Source organism: Rhodococcus sp. NPDC059968, from assembly GCF_042738615.1.
Lineage (GTDB): Bacteria > Actinomycetota > Actinomycetes > Mycobacteriales > Mycobacteriaceae > Rhodococcus_F.
The window spans coordinates 1-18,554 of sequence record NZ_JBHWUE010000143.1; the positions used below are offsets into that span (position 1 = coordinate 1).

The window sequence follows — 18,554 nt, forward strand, 5'->3', positions numbered from 1 at the left end:
TCCAGTCCTGGCGCCCGAGACTTCTACGACCAGCGACGCGACGCCGGCGACCTGCACCACCAAGCGCTCCGCGCACTCGGCAACCGCCTCGTCGGCATCCTCCACGGCTGCCTCCGCCACCACACCCGCTACGACGAACACATCGGGTGGGACCACCGCACCATCCGGGCTGCTTGACAAATTACAGCCCTGGGATGTCTAGCCCTAGCCCTAGCAGTTTCGCACGAACCGGTCGGTATGACAGAGGGCGGACAAAGTACCTGAATCTCGAAAATAGGTATATGAACGGGTAATTCGGACGTTGCCCAGTGTATCTGTTGCCGAGATGTTATGGAGGTCTCGTTTGACGGAAGCTATCACTGCACACCGTACGCAGCGACGCACCGCAGGTGCAGTTGCTTGGTCGAGATTGTACTTCACCATCTCGACCAACTGAGGAAACAATGATGGGCAAGCAGAGTGACCAGAGTGTCTCTACCGCAGGACGTGTGATCGCCATTGTTGCAGGCGCAGGTGCTCTCGCCGCGATCGGCGGAGTAATTCTTTCAGGTACGGCCAGTGCGCACGACGCGTGGGAGACACCCCGAGGGTGCGGCTGGGAGTGGCCAGTCGATGGTCCAGTGTCGCAGGCGTTCCACGTCGGCCACGATGGTACCGACTTCGCCGTCAGGGTAGGTACCGTGCTGCACGCGCCGACCTCAGGGACGATCTCGGTTGCGGGACCGAATGATCCGGGCGGATACGGTACCTACATCCAGCTGGAAGCGGATACCGGCGAGCAGATTCAGATGGGTCACCTGTCCGAAACGTGGGTCGGCGTGGGGGCTCACGTCGATGTTGGTGAGGCGATCGGCGCAACGGGCAACACGGGGAGCTCGACGGGTCCACATCTGCATCTGCGCATTCATCGCGGTGGTGCGGTCGATCCCGTGACCTTCCTGCGTTCGGTCGGTGCGTGCGACACGGGTTCGAGCGACATCCGATCCTGATCCGGACCGGCTTCCCCCACGCCCGCACCAGTAGAGGATGCTCTGTCGGCCGATCCGGGTGTCGAGTCCGCGTCGGATGTCTGTACAGGACTATGGAATGGGCACGGCGATGCGACACCCCCTGGCCTGGCCAACGATGTGCCACCCGCAGTGACCGAGACGACAGCCCGAGAACACGCGCGAGTGGTCACGCTCGTCTCCACGAACCGGCCTCAGTCTTTCCGCAGCGCAAAGGTGGGGTCGGCATCGGTGGAACGAGCGAACCGCTGGGCGGCGTACTTTCCGCTCCCGACCTTTGTCACATCCAAACAATGGCGCCCGCAACACATGTGGGACAACAGCAAGGCAAGTAGATGATTCGCAAGTCCGCAAAGGCAGTAAGCACCGCACTCCTAGCTCTGGGCCTCACTGCGGGTGTTGCTGTCGTGGCCCCCACAGTGGCCTCGGCCGCAGAACCGTGTCGGGGCACCTGGGACGTCGTCGTGGGCGGTTTGACCGATAACGACTCTGTGGGATTCCTCAACGAGGATCAGCGCGTCGGGTACAACTCGTTTGACACGCGGTCCGGCGTGAAGGAACTGAACCGGCTCATACATGCTCATGCCCGAGTGTGCCCGCGAGACTTCATCCATCCGGTGGGTTTTTCGGGTGGGGCAGCGGTCGTGCATCTGTGGGCAGCCGAGAACGGTAGAGAGTTCCGTGGCAGGGCCAGCATCGTCTTGATCGGTGATCCCAAGCTTTCGGCCGGCCCGGGTGGCGGCCGGGGATTCGCAGCTACCGATATGGGGTGGGTGCCGGCCCTCGGCGGTGCGAACGACGACTATGGTGGGTTGCCCGCGCTCCAGGTATGTAACGTGCGGATCAACGGCGGGGATCACATCTGCAACAGCGGCGCCAGTTGGGCTGGATATCTCCGTGGTGTGCACGGCGATTATGACTTCGATGTGAACGCGTACCCCATCGATGCCGAGGGGACGATCTTCCGGTAGCACCGTCCTCAGAAGGTCAGTGGCAACAACGCATCTGAATCAGGTTGGGTACGGAGCGATCGTAGTGCGCTACCCGACGTCTCCATCCCATTGTGGTGACACCCCTTCCGGAGTCCCGGCGTCCTCGACCGCCCGCAGAGTCGTCTCCGCTGCGGCCAAGGAACGGCGAGCACCCTCGGGCCGAGGGCCGGAGCACGATCCGGCTCTCGGTGGTCACTCGGTGATGGTAGGCGGCGCGGTCAGGATTGGGCGTACCCCGAGCTACTCGTGGTTGGTTGCCGCCCGCCCCGGGGGCGGCCGACAGTTCGCCGGCCAGTTCGATGGCGCGCTTGGGTGTCGACGTCGATGTTCATCCAGCCGCGGATGAGGTCCTTGATTTCGGGGAAGGGGCCATCGGTGACCGGCGGTCGTCCTTTGCCGTCGTAGCGACGGGGCTCCACGGTCCAGGGGCCGTCTTTGGCCGGTGTCGGGGCAACGCGGTAGTGCTCGAGCAGCAGGTTCTTCGCCGTGGTGGTTCTCCTGGCGTGCTGATGCGACCTGTTGTGGGTCGGGGGAGCTTGGTCGGCGGGGTCCGTGCACGGGGCAGTCGAGACTCGCAACAGCCATCCGGTGCGGTGAATAACATAGACGATCGTACGAGTTATTGCGAGTAGTGCTGCGTCTGTGAGCATTTGCGGGATCAGTTCGGGTGTGGACCTATGGTTCGTCACTTGGCACCTGCCTCCGCGTGCGGTAGGTATCGCGCAGCCGCCGTAGCAAGAGGTCGCCCGACGGAATGAGCGTGACGGTGTAGAACACCGCACCATCAAGAGAATCCTCGGCCACGCAGGAGAACACTCCGAAGGAGGAAAAAATGAACAGGCCGCACGCGAAACTCACCGACCGATACTTGAACGCCATCGTTCATCCGTCCTTCGATGCTCACTCGCTGAGGAGTGAAAACCCAGCGTGCCGGGGGAGCGAGAAGCAGGGGAGTTGAAAGTCGGCTGATCAGCCGATTGCAGCTGCGAAGTCGCGTCGGCCCTTGTTGCAGAGTCCGGGCCGTTATTTCCCGCTGCCTGTCGGCGTTGTTTGCCAGGCGCGGAGAAGGTCGTCGCAGAGGGTGGCCTTCATGGCGCGAAGTCGATTCAGGTCCGATGGTCGTGGGGGCATCGTGGCTTTGAGCAGGTGGAGAAACCTTTCCCGCGCTATGCCGAACTTGATGAACAGTTCCTCGGCGTCGGCGCCGCCGTACGGGGCCCACTCGATGGCGAAACCAACCAGCACTCGGCCGGTGGGGCTGATGGATTGGACGCTTGCCAGAAGATCGCAGAAACGGAGGGATCGCCGAACCCAGTCGAGCGCAGGAGAGCTTGTGAGGCCGTCGATCTGGGCGCGCCGCCTACGGGCCGCGCGGTTGCCGATTCGATTGCACCTGGGATCTCTCCGGGGGCGGTCGTACTTTGCTGCGGCGGGTTCGATCGCGGTTGCCGGTAACGCCGCCAGCGGTGGGGCAGGGGTCTCGAGCATGGGTGCCTCTGGGTGGTGACGAAAACGATCGGGCCTTCATCGTCGTGTCTATAGGTGGGTCCGGGAACGATCATCCGGCGGGGTGGGGTGCCTGTTTTCGGAGCCCGCGCACCAGCTTCCACCGACCGTCAAAAGGCTTCTCGTCACGGCGATGAAAATGGGCTTAGCAATGGTGTTTCGGTGGAGCGCTCCGACTCACCAGTACGTGCCTTTCGTGGTTCGAGTCTTTCTTCAACAGAGCCGACTGCCGGCGGAGCGGCCCGCCCGTACGACGGTGCCATCGTACGGACGGGCATCCCCCGACCCGCACCAATGAGCGGAGCGGTTTCTTGGGGTGCAGCACAGGTCCCTCAAAAGGGGGCGCATGGTGTCTGTCTGCGCGGGGTGCTGCCTGCATGATTGCGAGTGAAGTTGTGGTTTCGGAAAGCGTGTCCGGCGGCCTGCTTGCGGTTCGGCGATGTTTTGAAGTGGACGTCACAAGTGTGGGGTGCTCTGCGAGGTTGCGCATGGGTAGTTCGGCGTATGCCGGTACCTGTTTGTTATCGATTGCTGTTCATGCGAGGCCGCTGTCTTCTTCGAGGTATGCGATGGCGTCCAGGTCCCGGCGGAGGTGCTGGAGGCGGTCCGGGGCCACGGACACGTCCGCCTCCGTGCCGGCCGTCAGTTCGCTCCGGTGGGGCGGACATTTCTCCGTGGTGGACACGAGAATTCCGGGTTATTGGTCACGACGCTGATCGACACGCTGAGGTAAATGGTGGGCGGGGCTTCTCCGCCCGAGTTGGGTTGGTTTGCCACGCACATCAAATCGGTCGAAGGATCCCTGTGACCAAGTGTGAGCGGGGAAGTGGCAGAGGTCTGCACGTAGGTGCCGCTGTGGATCCCTCCATAGTTCGGGTCCGCGGTGCAAGGATTCGAGGACGAGTGTGCGGGTCAGAGGGTGCGGTGTCCTGCGACGATGGCGGCGGCAGGTCGGTGATGGAGCGGTGGTCGGCGTAGGTGGCGGCGCGTAGTCGTAGCAGTGCCTCGGCGGCGGGGATATCGAGGCCGCCGGCGATCAGTCGGGCGGCGACGGGCACGTTGCCGCGGCGGAACAGGTGGTGGTCATCGCGCCGGGCTGTCGTTACCGAATCCGTGGTGGCCATTCGTCAGGTTCTATTCCTACGGGCCGCGGTGTCCGGGCCGGTCCTACCTTTCCGCCAGCAAGTGGCCACTCCCAGTCAAAGAAGACGGCTGTCCATGACTTGGGATCAGCAAACGAGGTATGGGTACCCAGAAACTGTGCCCCTGCGAATGTCGTTCTCAGACTGCGGAAACTCGCCCAGTTGAACGTCGATTCAGGGCTATGGAACTCCGCATGGAAGAATGATGTCCACTTTTTGGGGAACACAACAAGATTGAACGATGTGCATTTGCTCTGGAATCGTGCCCCGTCGAATGAGACACCCGTCTCTTTTGATGCTTTCGTTGTGCCGAATTGTGCCATTGTGAACGACGTCGTTTCGCTGCTACGGAATCGAACATGGTCGAACGCTGTGGATTTATTGTCAAATCGTGCCCAATCGAACGCCGTGTGGTTTCCATGGAACTCCGCCCAGTTGAACGAGATGCGGTCGCCGTGGAACTCCGTCTCGTGGAATGAAGTCAATTCGCTGCGGAATTCAGCCTTGTCGAATGAAGTCTCCTTACTGCGGAACTCCGTGTTGATGAATCTGGTCTCTTCCCCGTGGAACTGTGCCCTTTCGAATGATGTGCGCGCCCCACGGAACTTGGCCTTGTCGAAGGACGTCTCTTCGCTATAGAACTTCGCGTTGTCGAATGGCGATTCTTCGCTGTGGAACTCCGCGTTGTCGAATAGTGTTCGGTCACCATGGAATTGCGCTCTTGTGTAAAGCATCCGGCCCTTGCAGCTTGTGCCAGAGAAGTCCGCATCTTCGAAGTGCGCTCCGGTGAAGTCGAAGTCCAGGGCACTCCAGCTGCGCACGGAGGGGTGGTCGCGTAGGTGTCCCGCAATAGTCCGGACGATGCTTTGTCGCACTGGGCGGTCTTCTTGACGGTATTCATGGTGTTCTTCGCGGTATTGAATGTTTCTCTGTTCTTCTTCGATGGTCGGGGCGTAGCGAACTACTGTCTTGGTCTGGTGTTGGTCGCGATCGCTTGGTGAGTACGGCAGTCGAAGGTAGCTGCACAGGACATTGATGCAGGCCTGCGCTTCTCGCTGGTCATTTGTTATCGACTGAGCGGAGCCGCTCGCGGCAGCCCAGAGGACTGCATTCCAGCCGTGTTTGAGCCAGTCGTCGATGAGAGCTTCCATCGCGTATACGCCGGCCACACGAACCGCTGCTGAGGTGTCTGCGAGTTGCTCCGCGATCGTGGCGAAGCGGTCTCGACGGTTCGAGGCGCGGAAGTGCCGTTCAGCCTGCCGACGGACAAGAGACGTGGCGAGAAAGGCGATGATTGCCGAGGCCAGGACGGCGAGGCCGGCCAACAATGTGGCCGACGGTTGAGTGAGCCACGACTCATCCCCGGGAGTGGGAACCACATAGACCGGAACGGGCGGGACGCTTGTGGGGTCGGGGAGCGGATCCTGCGCGAGAAATGCGATGGCCACGATGTCATTCTCGTCCACTGGAACCGATTGAACGGGCGGATCCATCTTTGAATACGGGCGAAGCCGCCCGCCCGTTCCACTTCCGGGGATCGTATGGGTCGGTGATGTCGACCGGGGTGGCGCCGGCGGTGGGTGGGGGGCCACTGCTCGCCCGGCGATGATCGCGGTGGCGGCGAACGCGGTGACCTGCGAGATGGCGAGCGAACGGGCGCGGCTGCGGTCGTGGCAAGCGGCGCGGCGTCCCCGCCGGGCCACGCACTGGCGTAGGGGTGCCGATCGGCGTGCGTCCAGACCGGTGTTCTGTGGCAGTGCGCGTTGCAGTCGAGTGCGGCGCTGCATGGCGAGCCTCTCACGTCCTGGCCCGACACACATGGTACGCGGTACACTTTTGGCACATTGGAGGTGATGGACATGCTCGTCGACCGTGATCGCGTACGCGACTCGATCCATGCCTTGTCGGACCCGGATCTCGTCGAGCTGCTGGTCGAGGAGTTCTCCCGCCGGCCCACCCTGCGTCCTGTCCGCGACGACGTGACGGCGCTGTTGTCGATGAGCCCGGCGCTGGCACGTCAGCAGGAGCGGGCGGTCGCCAACCCCGCGGCCGCCGCGGTGGCCCGCACCCGGATCGTCGCGTCCGCGCTGACCGCGATCGTCGACCAGCACGAGATGCTCGACTCCACCGCCGTCAGCCGTGTCCTGGGCAAGGCGGCCACCAGCCGGAACACCGCCAGCCGCCTGTCCGCGTCCGGCACGGTGATCGCCCTGCCGGTCTCGGGGCACAAGCTCTACCCGGCCTTCCAGTTCGACGCCGACCGTCGACAGGTCCGCCCGATCGTCGCCGAGATCAACCGTGCTCTGGGCGCGAAGGGCGACCCTTGGGGGGTCGCGTCCTGGTGGCTGAGCCCGACCGACTTCGCCGACGACCCGAGATCACCCGCCGACCTCGCCGTCGCCGGCGGGCGCGAGCAGGATCTGCGGGACACGGCCGACGACCTGACGCAGGACTGAACCCGCGTGACCTACCCGGATCCACCCACACCGCTGCCGCCTGCCCTGATCACCACGATCCCCGCCGATACGTCGGTGTGGCGCATCCACAGCGCCACCCGCGGCGCGACGGAGTTGATCCCCGCGGCCCGGCCGAGGGCCCGGGTCGGGGGCCGGTTCGACAGTCTCGACGGCTCCTACGGCTACCTGTACGTCGGTGACAGTCCGGCCGCGGCGGTCGCCGAGACGCTCTGCCGCAACCTGCCGGTCGACCAGTCCCCGCGGCTGATCCCGCGGGCGAAGATCGCCGTCCGGGTCCTGAGTGAACTGCGGACCACCCGCACGGTGAAGGTGGTGGATCTGACCGGGGCCGGGGCGTCCCGGATCAACGCCGGCGCCTGGTTGTCCAAGTGCGACCCCTCCGGGTATCTGCATACCCGCCGGTGGGTCGCCGCGATCCTTGCCGCGAACCCCGATGTCGATGGCGTGCAATACCGGCCGCGGCACGACGAGAACACTCTCGCCTGGATGCTGGCCGATGACCCGGCCACGCACGCCCACCCGGCCGTCACCGCCGTCGGAGGGGTGATCGCGCTCGACTCCGCCGACGGGCACTACCTGTTGGGTGCGATCCTCACCCCGCACAACGCGGCGCTCGGACCCTGAAACAGCCCGGGCCGACAGATTCCGAGATGCCCAGGTCGCGACACACCTGGAGCTGATTCGGGGGCAGAGCGCGTCGTGAGGTAGAGGCCGGCGACCGGCCGCGTCGAAAGGAACTTTCAGGGTGCCGCGGTGCTCTCGGATCGGGTGCCCGGGAGGTGCGGTGCGGTGACACCATCGACGGTGATGACTCCGTGCAAGTGACCGCAGGATTTCGGGAGGCGGGGTGCACCGTGTTTCGAGGTGTTCCCAGGGACTTGGATGTATCACTGCTTTCAGAAAGCGCAGTCCCGGCAGGCCAGCTGCTGATGGTCGGCGAGGCGGCCGCGGTGGTGGACCAGGGAGCAACTGGTGCAGATGAATTCGTCCGACTGCTTCGGGATGGCGCGGACGGTGAAATCTGTACCGGACAGGTCGGGGGCGTGCAGCTCGACGGACCCGGCGGTGTTGGCGTGCACGACGGGTGACTGAGCTTCTTTCCTGATGGCTGTCAGCTGGACGAGGGAAGCGTCCGTGGACACCTCGGATTCGGTGACTCGCGGTGCGTCGTAGTCGGGGGCCATGCCTGCCCGCCCTCATCGCGGGTATGCAGTGTCATTTATGTGAATGACACTGCCAGAAAACGTGTTCGGTGTATGCCCCACGAAAAGCTCAAGTTTTTCCACGGCTTCGGGCTGCTGCATTTGTCACGTCCCGCCCTTGTTGTCCGTTATGCGAAACTCTGCACGTGGATGAGCTTCGGATGGTGGGTAAGTGGTGGCTTCCAACGGCGCCTACCGCGCCGGTCGGTGGGGTACTGGAAATTGATGCGAATGGGCGCAGTCGCCTGGAGCTGACTGATTCGCTCCTCGGCAACATGGGCGCGCAGGTGGTGCATGGGGCTGCCGACGGGCGGCAGGTGACGCTGTTGGAGTGCCAGCCGGCGAATGGTGGGAAGATCACTATGGGCCAAGAGCACACGGTTGTGGAGGTGGTCCAGCCACGGGTCGTGCTTGTCGGAATACACCTCGAGTCCGCCGAGGATGAAGCGTTCGATGGGCTCGAGGTGGAGATGGCGAACCTCACGGCGTGGACACAGCGGTCCGGCATCAACCGTAGTGACGTCTTCAAGGTGCCCGAGGATGGTTCGGATAAGTTCACATTCTCCCGGGTCGTGGTGGAGCCCAGCGTGTTGGAGAAGGTTCTTGCCCGTTTAGAGGACGCCGGTGAGACGGCGACGCTGGGGTGGACTCTGAAGTGGAACACGGCCACGAAGGCGTGGGAGCGGGCCTTCGCCGTGAAAGAACTCGCAACGGTGACCGTTCGGTCCGATGAGAAAAGGACGTGGCGCGGGTTCAACGAAACGGTGTCCGCGGTTCGGGACCTGGTCACCTTGGCCACGCAGGTTGGTTGCCGAGTAGGAAAGAAGACTCTCCTCGTGCGGGAGGCAGAGGAGGACGAGGGCACTCGGGATTACCCCGTCGGGCTGTACTTCGATGCGGGCTCTGGTGACGAGCGCGCCGTGTCTCCCCATGACATCATCTTCACGCTGGAGGATGTGGACTGGGGCATGCTGCTGCCGGCGTGGGTGGCGCTCCGAAAGAAAGTGGGACTGCCGCTCGACGTGCTGTTCAGCCTCGACTACAACGAGGGCGACTTCTACCAGAACCAAATCTTCAACGCGGCCTCCGCCACCGAGGGTTTCCATGCCGCGTTGCGTCCCGAGTCAATCGGGATCCCGGACGAGCTGTACCGGAAGGTGAAGACCGCAGCCCGTGCCTCGTTCCCCGAGAATCCAGAGGCTCGCGAGTGGATCCGAGGCCGCACGGGTGACAACCGGCCCGGGCTGAAGCAGAGGATCCTGGAGATTGCGGAAATCCCGGATCAGGCGGCGGTGGAGAAGTTGCTGACCGACGTAGATGTGTGGGCGAAGTGGCTGAGGGATCCCCGTAACGCACTCGGCCACCTCAATACTGGCGAGCTGGAGGCGAAGGTACCCGAGCAGGCCCGGTACCGGCTCACCTACGTCACCAAGGCCTTGCTTCATCTGGTGCTCATGCAAGAGCTCGGATTGAGTGCTGCTACGCAGAAGAAGGCCGTGGAGAATAACTTCGACTACTCGGCCCGCGCGTTTGGGGAGGTAGTCCGCACTGCGAAGAAGTAGCCGAGGCGGGCTGTCGCGCGGGAGGTAGGACACCGCAGTGTGTCTGTTGCCCTGATGGTCCGGGCGCTCGCGGCAGCGGTGACCCAGCAACCGTCCACAGCGTACGAGCACTCGAGAGCACGCCGGGGCGAAAACTCACTGCACGTACTCAGAACGGTGGGCACTCGAATGGGTGAGGGCGGAACCGATCGGGTCCGCCCTCACCCATTTCGTTCAGATCAGCCTCCTGGTGTGAGTAGGCACAGCGATCCGGTGCAGGCTTCGTTCGTGCCGCCTTGGGTGATCGTGGTGACGGTGTTGCTAGAGTTGGTGACGCCACCGGTGATCGCGCCGACGGGAAGATTTGGCGACCTCGGTGTTGGTGGCGGTTTCAAAGACCGTAACCGCCCGCCTTCGGAGTCGATGACGTACAGCGTGTTTCCGTGGCCGGTGACTGCCGCGCCGCCGAGTGTTCCCTTCACGGGAAAGGTTGTGCTGACCGTGTTGGTGGCGGTGTCGATCTCGATGATCGCATCACCGGTCGGCACATAGATCTGTGACGGCGCTGCGCCTACCGTTGTTCGCGCCAGTAACCGCCGATTCGAAGAGGTACCGCAGGCCGACCGCTCGGCCGAGGATCCTCCGCCGCACCTCGACCATCCTGGCCATGACCGCCGCGACACTCGCCCTCGTGGCCACACCGCCAGCGCCGCCCCGGCCTACTCCTTCGCGGTGGCCACGACTACGCAGGCCCCGGTTCGGCCCCTCCAGCCAGACTGCCCGCAGGAGATCGACGCCACATCGTTTTTCGGTGTTGAAATATTAATTCACGCAGTGTCATTCACGTGAATGATGTTCCGGGGGATAGTTGGTGCCGGGTGCTCGAGGTTGTCGGTGTCGTAGCGCAGACTTATCGGTATGTCGTCGAATCGCAGTCTGATGAATCCCGCCGTCGCGAGCCGTGCCTTCGGCATGAAGGCGGCGATCGCGGCGCGGGAGGTCCTGGGGAGCGCGTTTGATCGCGATGACCGTGAGGGTGTCTGGCATGGGGTGAACGTCTACGGTTCGCTGCAGGTGGTTGCCGAACTGCTGGCCCGGTTGGATTCCGCGATCATCAGCGACACCCGGATGGATGTGGAGCGTGCCTGGGTTGCTGCCCTCGGTCCCGAACTGCGCGAGGCGCTCGAACCGTTGATCGCCGCCGACCACCGGGGCCTGATTTCTCCGAGGGGTCTGATGCAGTGTGCGCGAGAGGTCATCTTGTCGGCGCCGGACGACGACGCGCTCGACCCTGTGAGTTCCGATGACCTCACGCGTTGCCTTCTCGGGATCAACACCGAGCATGATCACGTCTCTGGTCAGCTCGAAATGCCGGAGATCAGGGGTTTCGACGCCGAGTCCGTGGCTCAGATCGAGTCCGTCCTCGACGGCTTGAGCGAAGAGGGTCTGCGCGAGCTCATGCGGACGTTCGCCGTTGACGAGGTCGCCACTCTCGCGTACGAGAAGCCGGAAACGATCGAATCATTGCTTCCGCATCTGCACGATGTGTGGCGGCGTCCATGGCCGCAGGGCACGAAGGTGGACCGGCTCACCGGAGAGTCACCCGCGATGGTGTTCGAGGCCGCATTCGGGGTGTCGTTCGACGACGTGCTCGCGTTCGGCCGTCTGATCATCGACCGTGCAACGACCGGTCACGTGCGCTTCACCGCTGACGAGCTCCGCGCCGCCGGTGTTCCCGACGGCGTCCTCACCCACGTGGAGCACCATATGGTCATCTCCCTGGCGGATCTGGGTCAGAGTTTCCGTGACCAGGAAGAGCAGGGACTTGTCACGGCATGGTCCCGGTTCACCGTGCAGCGCTACCCGCTCGTCAGGCTTGCCGACGGCGCACTGTTGCTGCTGCGCGCCCAGATGGGTGCACAGCGGATCTTCGGCGACCTTCCCTTCTTCGACCTGCGCGAAGAACTGCGCAGAAGTGACCCGCGAGCGGGTAGGCAGTTCGAGCAGGCGATGAACGATATCTTCGAGGCCCGGGTGGGCGAGGGGATCCGCCGCATCGCCGCGCAGCCGCATCTGCACGACGTCGCGGTGGCCACCGAACCGGTGATGCAGAAGGCGTGGACCACTCCGGGGGCTTCCGGGCCGCCGTCCGTGTGCGACTTCGCGATGGTCCGCGGCCGGTACTGCGTCGTGGTCGACGCGAACAACCGGCGCCTGATCGCACAGTTGTCCGAGGGGCAGGGTGATCCGGATCTTCTCGACGGCGACATCGATCGCAATCTCCTCGAGCACAAGTTCACACAGTTGGCGTCGACGATCAAATCGCTCGCGGACAACGGCTGGCCCGGAGACGGCTCACGGATCACCTCCGACACGATCTTCGTCCCGTTGGTGGTCACTCCGGATGCCGGGTTGCCGTACTCGGAGTTCGTCGACTTCCAGATCGCCGAGCGCGCGCATCCACTCTTCGGTCCAGCGGCCCGGTATGTGGCTCCGCCCGCACTGATCACGGTGACGGATCTGATGATCCTCGAGGGGCTCGCCGACCACATGGGCGGTGACCCGGTGAAGATTCTCGCCGACTGGCGGGCCCTCGCTGGTCGCGGGATCCCGATTCGGCTGCAGAACATGCTTGACCTGTTCGGCTTGCCGGCCCGCCCGATGCCCCGACGGTCGGTGGGTCGGATGCGCCGGCTCAGCGCTGAGCTGCGGGACCGGCTCATCTCTACCGCATAGAGGGCATCGGCAAATCGGTGTCGGCGATGCTTCGGGGACAGCGTCGCGCATCCGGGTGCGCCCTGGAGTCAGCACCGCAGATGCATCGCAGTGGGCTTCGCGATTGTCGGATCAATGCGATGTGAGGGAACGCAACGCATGTGCCGCGAGGCCGGGCGAATGTCAACCGGGGCCATCCGGATGTGGAGCGAGGGCAATCGTAGGTCGGATATGCCCTGGGCACTAACGGCTCCCGCAATTTACTGCTTGGACTGCCTGTCTGGGGCGGTCGATGACCATGAGGGGAAAGACGATGAGCACCAACCAGCAGATCGAGTACGCCACCGTGACCACTGGACTCCGCGCTCCCCGGGTAGCGGTGGTCTTCCGGGGCCTGTGGCGCTGGGACTACTTCGCTCGGGCAGCGATGTACGGCGCCAGCAACACCTGGGGAGGAGCCGGCTTCGTGCTCGTGCCCGCGACCGACGGAAGTATCGATCCACGGGTGCGGGAAGCCGTTGTCGCCTACGACCCGGACTACGTCGTGCTCCACAACTACACCGTTGGAGACCTCGATAACCTCACCCGGGGAACCATCGAGAAGATGCTTGACGAGCAGAACATCGACGACCAAGGAAGCCGTTCCCGTCTGCGAGACGAGTTGCGTTCAAAGGGTGTCGACGATGACGTGCTGGCTCGAACGCGTGATGAGCTGGTGAAAGCGTGTTCCTCGTACCGAATGGACAACGGCTCCGAACTAGGAGACAGCGACCATCGCTGGCACGAGAGAGAACTGACGTTGTCCGCTCCCGTCCTGACAGCGCCCGGAACCCACCATGGACCGCTCACCCCGATCGACAAGATCCGGCGCCCAGCCGATCCCACACCGGTCGGCGTCTCGCCCGCGCTCACGGGTGATATCGGTGTAGCCGCCGCGATGCGGCTTGGCCTCCTGAGCACCCCGACAGCGGAAGGGGCGGCGCTCGACGAAAACCAACGGTCCGCGATTCTGCAGTGGCTGCTCAGAACAACGGCGCACTACCCTGCCACGATACCGGCTATTGTCTTCGACCCCGCCCATGGAGCAGAACAAGATCTGCCCTCCGCCTGGGAAGCGACAACACCCGGCTTAACCTCCGTGGCCAGTTTTCCCAGTTCGCCCGCCCGGAGACTGTGTGTCATTGGCGGTTCGGCCAACGACTTCGCGCTAGCCATGATTTGGGACCGATTGTATGGGGGCGGGCTGTGGATCCCTGATTCCTGGATCGACGGGGGCGAACGCGCGCACGTCCTACAACTCCTACGAGATCAGCTTGCCCCCTTCGTAACCTTCAACAAGCGGACGTGGGCCATAACCTCCGTATCACATGACACGGACGACGTCGCGGAGATCCGTGACGACGTTCTGCGCAAGTCGTCAAGTTTCACCGTCAGCGAGCCAGAAGAGGTCGATCCCGCGAACGACTTGCCGGTCATCGGACTGGATGACGATCTCCAGTTCCCTGCCCGCGGAAAATCGCACTTTGGAATCGACGAACAGTTCAACTCCACGACAACTCTGCCCATCTTTCGTGATACCGACGGCAGTACCACGCTAGCCGCGACACCAGCACCGCCGATCATTCAGCACGAGCTCCTCAAGACGGTGCCGGATCTGTCCTGGCAGGTCGACATCGACATTCCCGATACGCCCATTCCGCCGGTCCGCCACGTCCCCGCTCACGCGATCCTTCACCCCGACGAATCGCCGCAAAACACATGGGTGCGTGTCGGCAGGACCGGGCTGTCGTATGAAGCCCTCGCGTACGGATTCGTCCCAGCAGGAGCATCTGCCGACTATCGGCTGGTGAAACCGCGGATCAGAAAGCCAGGTATGCAGACTTGGGCGTCAGCACGAGCGTCGCTGATCGGGCGGACCGTCACCACGTCAGCCGCAGGCAGGCACGGTGACGTCCTTCAGACGATGTTCGGATCGAGAACCCGTCTCATCGAGGCGATTTCCGGCGATCTTCTGCCCGTGTTCCGCAGCTTCATCCCGCAGTTCAAAACGACTAGAGAGCAATTCCCCGAGGATCAAGGCTGTCTGGTCAGAGGGACGGTGGCGTATCTCAACTTCTCCGGCATCGTCTCCATCTCCGGCCTACCCATCGAGGAAGCACGAAAACAGTGCGACGAGCTTCTCACCGAAGGGATCCTCTCGAGAGGCCTGCTTCTGAATTGCTCAGCCTGCGGGAATCTCGACTTCGTGGTGATCGATCGCCTTCGTCAGGTCAATGAGTGCCTCCGGTGCGGCGACCCCAACGACTTGTCCCTAGCACGATGGAAGATGCCGACCGGCGAGCCGCAATGGTTCTACGATCTACATCCCGTCGCAACCGCACTCATTGCCCAAAATGGTGACGTGCCGATTCTTCTGGCCGCCCATCTGCGTGCCACAGCTAGTCACAGCAACCGCTATGCCGACTGTGCTGAGCTCGAGGTGTCTGATTCGACGGGCAAGAAGCTCGCCGAGGTGGACCTCCTTGCCCTCGTCGATGACAGGGTTGTCGTAGCGGAGGCGAAATCGACTGACGAGATCGACAAAGGCACAAATCAGAGAAGGGCTGCGAGAAAGCGAGTGCTACTCGCCGAAACCTTTGGTGCAGAGGAGATCGTCCTCGCGACAACCAGAGACGCCTGGACGGCAGCGAGTCTCAACGCTATGCGGACAGCGGTCAAGGAACACGACTGGAAAACGATGAGCCGTCCTCGAATTCGCGAGGTTCTCGGTCTCGGTACGAGAGCAGTGAATGATCGGTACGTGGACGTCGATTGAGGCTGGGTTTGCCACCCGGCATTGCCTAACGCGATCACGGCGACGAGCCTGCCCCGGAGTTGTCGCGGCAGGTTCGTCTCAACAGCGTGGTCGAGGCGGTGGATCTCGCCATAGTCTCGGTAGATTGGGGATCAGGCTGTGGGCACCCACCCGAGACGACTCGGGTCGCGCCACCGCCGTCCGCGCGTACACCCAGGTTCCTCGCCCGGTCGCGGTCCAGGCCCGTCATGCGAGCGGCGGAGGCATGACCTCCGCGGTTCATGGTTTGGTTCAGTTCAAACGAACTGACGGTATTCCTTGAGGTAGTCAGGCCATCGTTCGTAGTGCTGTGGCAAGGGAAGGTCCTTGTGCTCGTGCAACGTCGTCTTGCGGTAGAGGTAAAACGGGTCTGCCTTCACCTTTAGCTGTGAGTTCCAGCCGTACAACACCCCAACATTGCCGATAACACTCTCGCCGTAGAAGTTGATGGGGAGGTTGTTCTCGGAAGACAGCCATGCAGATATCGCTGAGTGGGTAAGGGGGAAGCTGTTTATCGACGCGGCACGCGACACTTGGTTGTACAGATTTAGGGCCGATGTCATCGATGCGGCACCCCAGATACTTCATGAAGTAGCGAGCAAGGTTGTACTTCCCAGATGTGACGTCCTTACCGCTGAAAACCTCGCCCAGGTCGAGAGCGTCGAGCTTGTAGATCGCCGCCATGTTGGCATTAGACCACTCGGAGAATGTCGTATACGCGTGGTCGAATGGCTGACTCCTTGCATTGTTGCAGGGCCCGCATAGGTTCTTGCGGAACTTCATACGCTTCGCGTTGGTGCCATTGATGCGCCCGAGCCGACTATCGCCGTCGCTGTGGTGGTAGAGGAATTCGTCCTCACCCTTAAGCCTGCGGAGATCGGTCTGCTTGAACTTGTGCTCAGCTGTTGTGGCCGGTGCGCCGCACCACCAGCAGGTGTTGTCGTCTCCCCGTCGTTCGACGAACGCTTCGATGGGGACTCCTCTGTCCGATCTGCACAACCACCTCAGGACCATTGGCTGGATGTCTCCCTCTCATGGCTGCTCCGACTGCGCGCACGCTCAAAAAAGCCCTCGACCTGGACTTTCTCCAGAAGCGACAGGGCGCGAGGATGAATTTCTGTTCCTCGTGCGCCCTGCCCCTCCGTGTTGCTACTGGATGACGTCGCCGGACACCAGCTCGATCTCCTGGTCCAGCGGGACGAAAACCTTCTCATCGTGAGCCGGCTGGGTCGGGAGCTTGGGGTGGGAGACTGAGATGAGAACGCCATACGGCTCGTCGATCTTCGGGACGACGTCGTTGATCCGGATCGGATAGTTGTATCCGTCGCGGTTGCCACCGATGAACTTGCCAATGTGCGAGCGGTTCAAGTCGCGGGCGGTGATCTTCTCGATCTGTACGTTTCCGCGGTTGTTGTCGCCGCCGACGAGCTCAGCTTCGAAGCTTTCGGGCACTTGGGGACTTCCATTCGTTCAGAGACGTGATGTACGGAATGACATCTCGGAAAATGATAGTCGGCCCGCCCGACAGCACCCGTTTTGTGACGCTCAGGTCGGACTCGAATCCCTCGCGCCCGCACTTGCCGTAACTGGCTGTTGGCTACAGCCCCCGAGTTCGACTAGATCGCCCGCCGCGGTGATTATCGGTAGACGGCGGTGAACTGGCTCGGGACCGCCTACGGAAGTTTCTGTGAAGCACCTTCCGTCGCCGCCCTACCCTGACCCCCACGCGGGAACCTCAACAAGTCCGTGCACCCCAATGTGTGCTGGTAAACGGGAGGCCCGCCCGCCAGTTCGCTGTGTCGTTGGTGGGTGCGTTTCTGCCGTTAGCGGCGATGGTGGCGTGGTTCATGATTGGGATGGAGTTGTTCTTCGTCCCCCGACTGAACCCTGACTGGACCTGTTATTCGTGTTGTTCGAGGGCGTCGGTGATGCGGTCGTCCAGGTTTCGAGGTTCTGGCCGGCTGTGTTGGCGGCGGCGTGGGCGCGGGTGTATTCGTCGTTGCTGAGTCGGATGGGGATGCGGTGGGCGGGGCCTGGGGTGGGTTGTTGGGCCAGTTCGTGTCGGAGGTGCTCACGCATCTCGCTGATGCTAAGGGATGCGAGGTGGGTGAGGATCTGAGCGCCGGTGGAGGCGGGGTCGTCGAGTAGGGCCAGGAGGAGGTGGTCGGTGCCGATCTCTTCGTGCCCGAGCAGGGCGGTCTGGCGCAGGCTGCCCTCGAGGACCTTCTTCGTTTTCGCCGGTGTTTGGGATGTGCCCCGCGGCCGGGGGGGTCCGCCGGTGAGCTGGCGCCCTCGATCTTGCTCTCGAGGGCCGGGGCGGTGACTTCCCATGAGGTCAGTGCTGCCGCTCGGGGCCGCCGGCGTCGAAGATCCCGACCAGTAGGTGTTCGGTGCCGACGGAGTTCTGGTGGTGGGTGCGGGCGGATCCGGCGGCGAGGACGACCACCTGACGGGCTTGATCGGAGAATCTCTCGAACACCATGACGCGCTCCCTCCCCAGGCGTCGCCGCGAGCGACGCGAACTACCGCTGAATCTCTGCTGCCCATTCTGGGCGGTGTGTAGGTGGTTATGGGTGGGATCGATGCGACCTCGGCACCCGAGGGCGTAATGGTGTTGTGACCTGGTGTGATGACATGTCCCCGGTTTGTGATGTGGGGGTGCCGGCGACGTGTCGGGGGAGGGCCGGCGTCGACGTGTCGGCGGGCGCGCGGTGTCTGTTTCGTCCGGTTTGAGCAGTTTTGAAAGTTGTTGATCGACAACGTGTTTCGGTAATTAATTGGTGAATAAGTATTTACAGCTGTTATGCACAAACGTCAGATTGTAAGGTTCGAAAATAGTTGTAGATCAACAGGTTTAGGTGTTTGAAGTTTTTCGACTGTTTTGGGTTGCGTTGGGGGTGGGTGGTATGCTTGTGGGTATGACATGGAGCGGTACGGGAATGCGAGTGGACGACGGGTCGGGCACACCCGCCCTCCTCCTCAGCCTCGTTGGGGTGTGGGGATCGGATCGAACGGGACGATTAAAAGCGCAGGCGAGGACCTAATCTCGGAAACTCAGAGAAGCGAAGCGACTCGATCGACGGCAACGGGAATCGACCCACAGCGAGCCGCGCAGTGGCTCCCTGGCGGGGAGCGAAGC

The 18,554-nt window shown here is 62.8% G+C and carries 17 protein-coding genes and 2 pseudogenes; 9 read left to right on the forward strand and 10 right to left on the reverse strand.

Annotated elements, in window-relative coordinates; genetic code table 11:
• From ACFWAY_RS48940 to ACFWAY_RS48950, 3 genes and pseudogenes are all read left to right on the forward strand, one after another.
• Positions 1 to 177 (forward strand): annotated as a pseudogene (locus tag ACFWAY_RS48940) (IS110 family transposase); the annotation flags it as partial.
• A 266-nt stretch (positions 178 to 443) separates the two neighbouring features.
• Positions 444 to 989 carry a M23 family metallopeptidase gene (locus ACFWAY_RS48945; RefSeq protein WP_378515849.1) on the forward strand — a complete coding sequence of 182 codons (546 nt, stop codon included), beginning with the start codon at positions 444 to 446 and terminating at the stop codon, positions 987 to 989.
• Between the two features lie 353 nt (positions 990 to 1,342).
• Entirely contained in the window at positions 1,343 to 1,978 is a 636-nt protein-coding gene (locus tag ACFWAY_RS48950) for a hypothetical protein (protein WP_378515850.1), read from the forward strand.
• Positions 1,979 to 2,191: 213 nt separating this feature from the next.
• Here the strand turns inward: ACFWAY_RS48950 and ACFWAY_RS48955 are convergent.
• The 5 genes and pseudogenes from ACFWAY_RS48955 to ACFWAY_RS48975 all read right to left on the reverse strand — a co-directional run bounded on the left by ACFWAY_RS48955 (position 2,192) and on the right by ACFWAY_RS48975 (position 6,113).
• A pseudogene (locus tag ACFWAY_RS48955) lies at positions 2,192 to 2,475 on the reverse strand (hypothetical protein).
• A gap of 199 nt (positions 2,476 to 2,674) precedes the next feature.
• Positions 2,675 to 2,878, reverse strand: coding sequence for a hypothetical protein (locus ACFWAY_RS48960; protein WP_378515851.1), 204 nt, complete (start codon positions 2,876 to 2,878; stop codon positions 2,675 to 2,677).
• 144 nt (positions 2,879 to 3,022) lie between these two features.
• Entirely contained in the window at positions 3,023 to 3,487 is a 465-nt protein-coding gene (locus ACFWAY_RS48965; RefSeq protein ID WP_378515852.1) for a hypothetical protein, read from the reverse strand.
• A gap of 553 nt (positions 3,488 to 4,040) precedes the next feature.
• Positions 4,041 to 4,190 (reverse strand): hypothetical protein, encoded by a 150-nt coding sequence (locus tag ACFWAY_RS48970; RefSeq protein WP_378515853.1) that lies wholly within the window; start codon positions 4,188 to 4,190, stop codon positions 4,041 to 4,043.
• A gap of 417 nt (positions 4,191 to 4,607) precedes the next feature.
• Positions 4,608 to 6,113: a hypothetical protein gene (locus ACFWAY_RS48975; protein ID WP_378515854.1), complete on the reverse strand. Its 1,506-nt coding sequence runs from the start codon at positions 6,111 to 6,113 to the stop codon at positions 4,608 to 4,610.
• 393 nt (positions 6,114 to 6,506) lie between these two features.
• Here ACFWAY_RS48975 and ACFWAY_RS48980 point away from each other — a divergent pair, with 393 nt between their 5' ends.
• Together ACFWAY_RS48980 and ACFWAY_RS48985 are read left to right on the forward strand one after the other, a co-directional pair.
• A complete protein-coding gene (locus ACFWAY_RS48980) occupies positions 6,507 to 7,103 on the forward strand; it encodes a hypothetical protein (RefSeq protein ID WP_378515855.1) in 597 nt (198 codons plus the stop codon).
• A gap of 6 nt (positions 7,104 to 7,109) precedes the next feature.
• The gene (locus tag ACFWAY_RS48985; protein ID WP_378515856.1) at positions 7,110 to 7,748 is read left to right on the forward strand and encodes an RES family NAD+ phosphorylase; all 639 of its coding nucleotides are present in this window, start codon (positions 7,110 to 7,112) and stop codon (positions 7,746 to 7,748) included.
• Between the two features lie 272 nt (positions 7,749 to 8,020).
• Here the strand turns inward: ACFWAY_RS48985 and ACFWAY_RS48990 are convergent, their stop codons facing one another.
• On the reverse strand, positions 8,021 to 8,308 hold the full coding sequence (locus tag ACFWAY_RS48990; RefSeq protein WP_378515857.1) for a DUF4193 family protein: 288 nt from the start codon (positions 8,306 to 8,308) through the stop codon (positions 8,021 to 8,023).
• Positions 8,309 to 8,472: 164 nt separating this feature from the next.
• On the opposite strand from ACFWAY_RS48990, the gene ACFWAY_RS48995 reads away from it, so the two are divergent.
• From ACFWAY_RS48995 to ACFWAY_RS49010, 4 genes are all read left to right on the forward strand, one after another.
• Positions 8,473 to 9,888, forward strand: a complete 1,416-nt coding sequence (locus ACFWAY_RS48995; protein ID WP_378515858.1) for a HEPN domain-containing protein — start codon at positions 8,473 to 8,475, stop codon at positions 9,886 to 9,888.
• A gap of 252 nt (positions 9,889 to 10,140) precedes the next feature.
• A complete protein-coding gene (locus ACFWAY_RS49000; protein WP_378515859.1) occupies positions 10,141 to 10,419 on the forward strand; it encodes a hypothetical protein in 279 nt (92 codons plus the stop codon).
• Positions 10,420 to 10,785: 366 nt separating this feature from the next.
• Positions 10,786 to 12,603, forward strand: a complete 1,818-nt coding sequence (locus ACFWAY_RS49005; RefSeq protein WP_378515860.1) for a hypothetical protein — start codon at positions 10,786 to 10,788, stop codon at positions 12,601 to 12,603.
• A 292-nt stretch (positions 12,604 to 12,895) separates the two neighbouring features.
• On the forward strand, positions 12,896 to 15,397 hold the full coding sequence (locus tag ACFWAY_RS49010) for a hypothetical protein (RefSeq protein ID WP_378515861.1): 2,502 nt from the start codon (positions 12,896 to 12,898) through the stop codon (positions 15,395 to 15,397).
• A 275-nt stretch (positions 15,398 to 15,672) separates the two neighbouring features.
• On the opposite strand, the gene ACFWAY_RS49015 is transcribed toward ACFWAY_RS49010, so the two are convergent.
• The 4 genes from ACFWAY_RS49015 to ACFWAY_RS49030 all read right to left on the reverse strand — a co-directional run bounded on the left by ACFWAY_RS49015 (position 15,673) and on the right by ACFWAY_RS49030 (position 17,897).
• Positions 15,673 to 15,978: a hypothetical protein gene (locus ACFWAY_RS49015; RefSeq protein ID WP_378515862.1), complete on the reverse strand. Its 306-nt coding sequence runs from the start codon at positions 15,976 to 15,978 to the stop codon at positions 15,673 to 15,675.
• Between the two features lie 586 nt (positions 15,979 to 16,564).
• Entirely contained in the window at positions 16,565 to 16,867 is a 303-nt protein-coding gene (locus ACFWAY_RS49020; RefSeq protein WP_378515863.1) for a hypothetical protein, read from the reverse strand.
• Between the two features lie 393 nt (positions 16,868 to 17,260).
• Positions 17,261 to 17,746 (reverse strand): Clp protease N-terminal domain-containing protein, encoded by a 486-nt coding sequence (locus ACFWAY_RS49025; RefSeq protein WP_378515864.1) that lies wholly within the window; start codon positions 17,744 to 17,746, stop codon positions 17,261 to 17,263.
• Positions 17,747 to 17,750: 4 nt separating this feature from the next.
• Positions 17,751 to 17,897 carry a hypothetical protein gene (locus tag ACFWAY_RS49030; protein WP_378515865.1) on the reverse strand — a complete coding sequence of 49 codons (147 nt, stop codon included), beginning with the start codon at positions 17,895 to 17,897 and terminating at the stop codon, positions 17,751 to 17,753.
• Between the last annotated feature and the right edge of the window lie 657 nt (positions 17,898 to 18,554).

Coding starts and splice junctions, on each gene's coding strand:
- ACFWAY_RS49025 (WP_378515864.1), bottom strand. CDS start 17,746: ATGGGAAGTCACCGCCCCGGCCCTCGAGAGCAAGATCGAGGGCGCCAG.
- ACFWAY_RS48980 (WP_378515855.1), top strand. CDS start 6,507: ATGCTCGTCGACCGTGATCGCGTACGCGACTCGATCCATGCCTTGTCG.
- ACFWAY_RS48990 (WP_378515857.1), bottom strand. CDS start 8,308: ATGGCCCCCGACTACGACGCACCGCGAGTCACCGAATCCGAGGTGTCC.
- ACFWAY_RS48965 (WP_378515852.1), bottom strand. CDS start 3,487: ATGCTCGAGACCCCTGCCCCACCGCTGGCGGCGTTACCGGCAACCGCG.
- ACFWAY_RS49005 (WP_378515860.1), top strand. CDS start 10,786: ATGTCGTCGAATCGCAGTCTGATGAATCCCGCCGTCGCGAGCCGTGCC.
- ACFWAY_RS48950 (WP_378515850.1), top strand. CDS start 1,343: ATGATTCGCAAGTCCGCAAAGGCAGTAAGCACCGCACTCCTAGCTCTG.
- ACFWAY_RS49015 (WP_378515862.1), bottom strand. CDS start 15,978: ATGACATCGGCCCTAAATCTGTACAACCAAGTGTCGCGTGCCGCGTCG.
- ACFWAY_RS48960 (WP_378515851.1), bottom strand. CDS start 2,878: ATGGCGTTCAAGTATCGGTCGGTGAGTTTCGCGTGCGGCCTGTTCATT.
- ACFWAY_RS48945 (WP_378515849.1), top strand. CDS start 444: ATGATGGGCAAGCAGAGTGACCAGAGTGTCTCTACCGCAGGACGTGTG.
- ACFWAY_RS49010 (WP_378515861.1), top strand. CDS start 12,896: ATGAGCACCAACCAGCAGATCGAGTACGCCACCGTGACCACTGGACTC.
- ACFWAY_RS49030 (WP_378515865.1), bottom strand. CDS start 17,897: ATGGTGTTCGAGAGATTCTCCGATCAAGCCCGTCAGGTGGTCGTCCTC.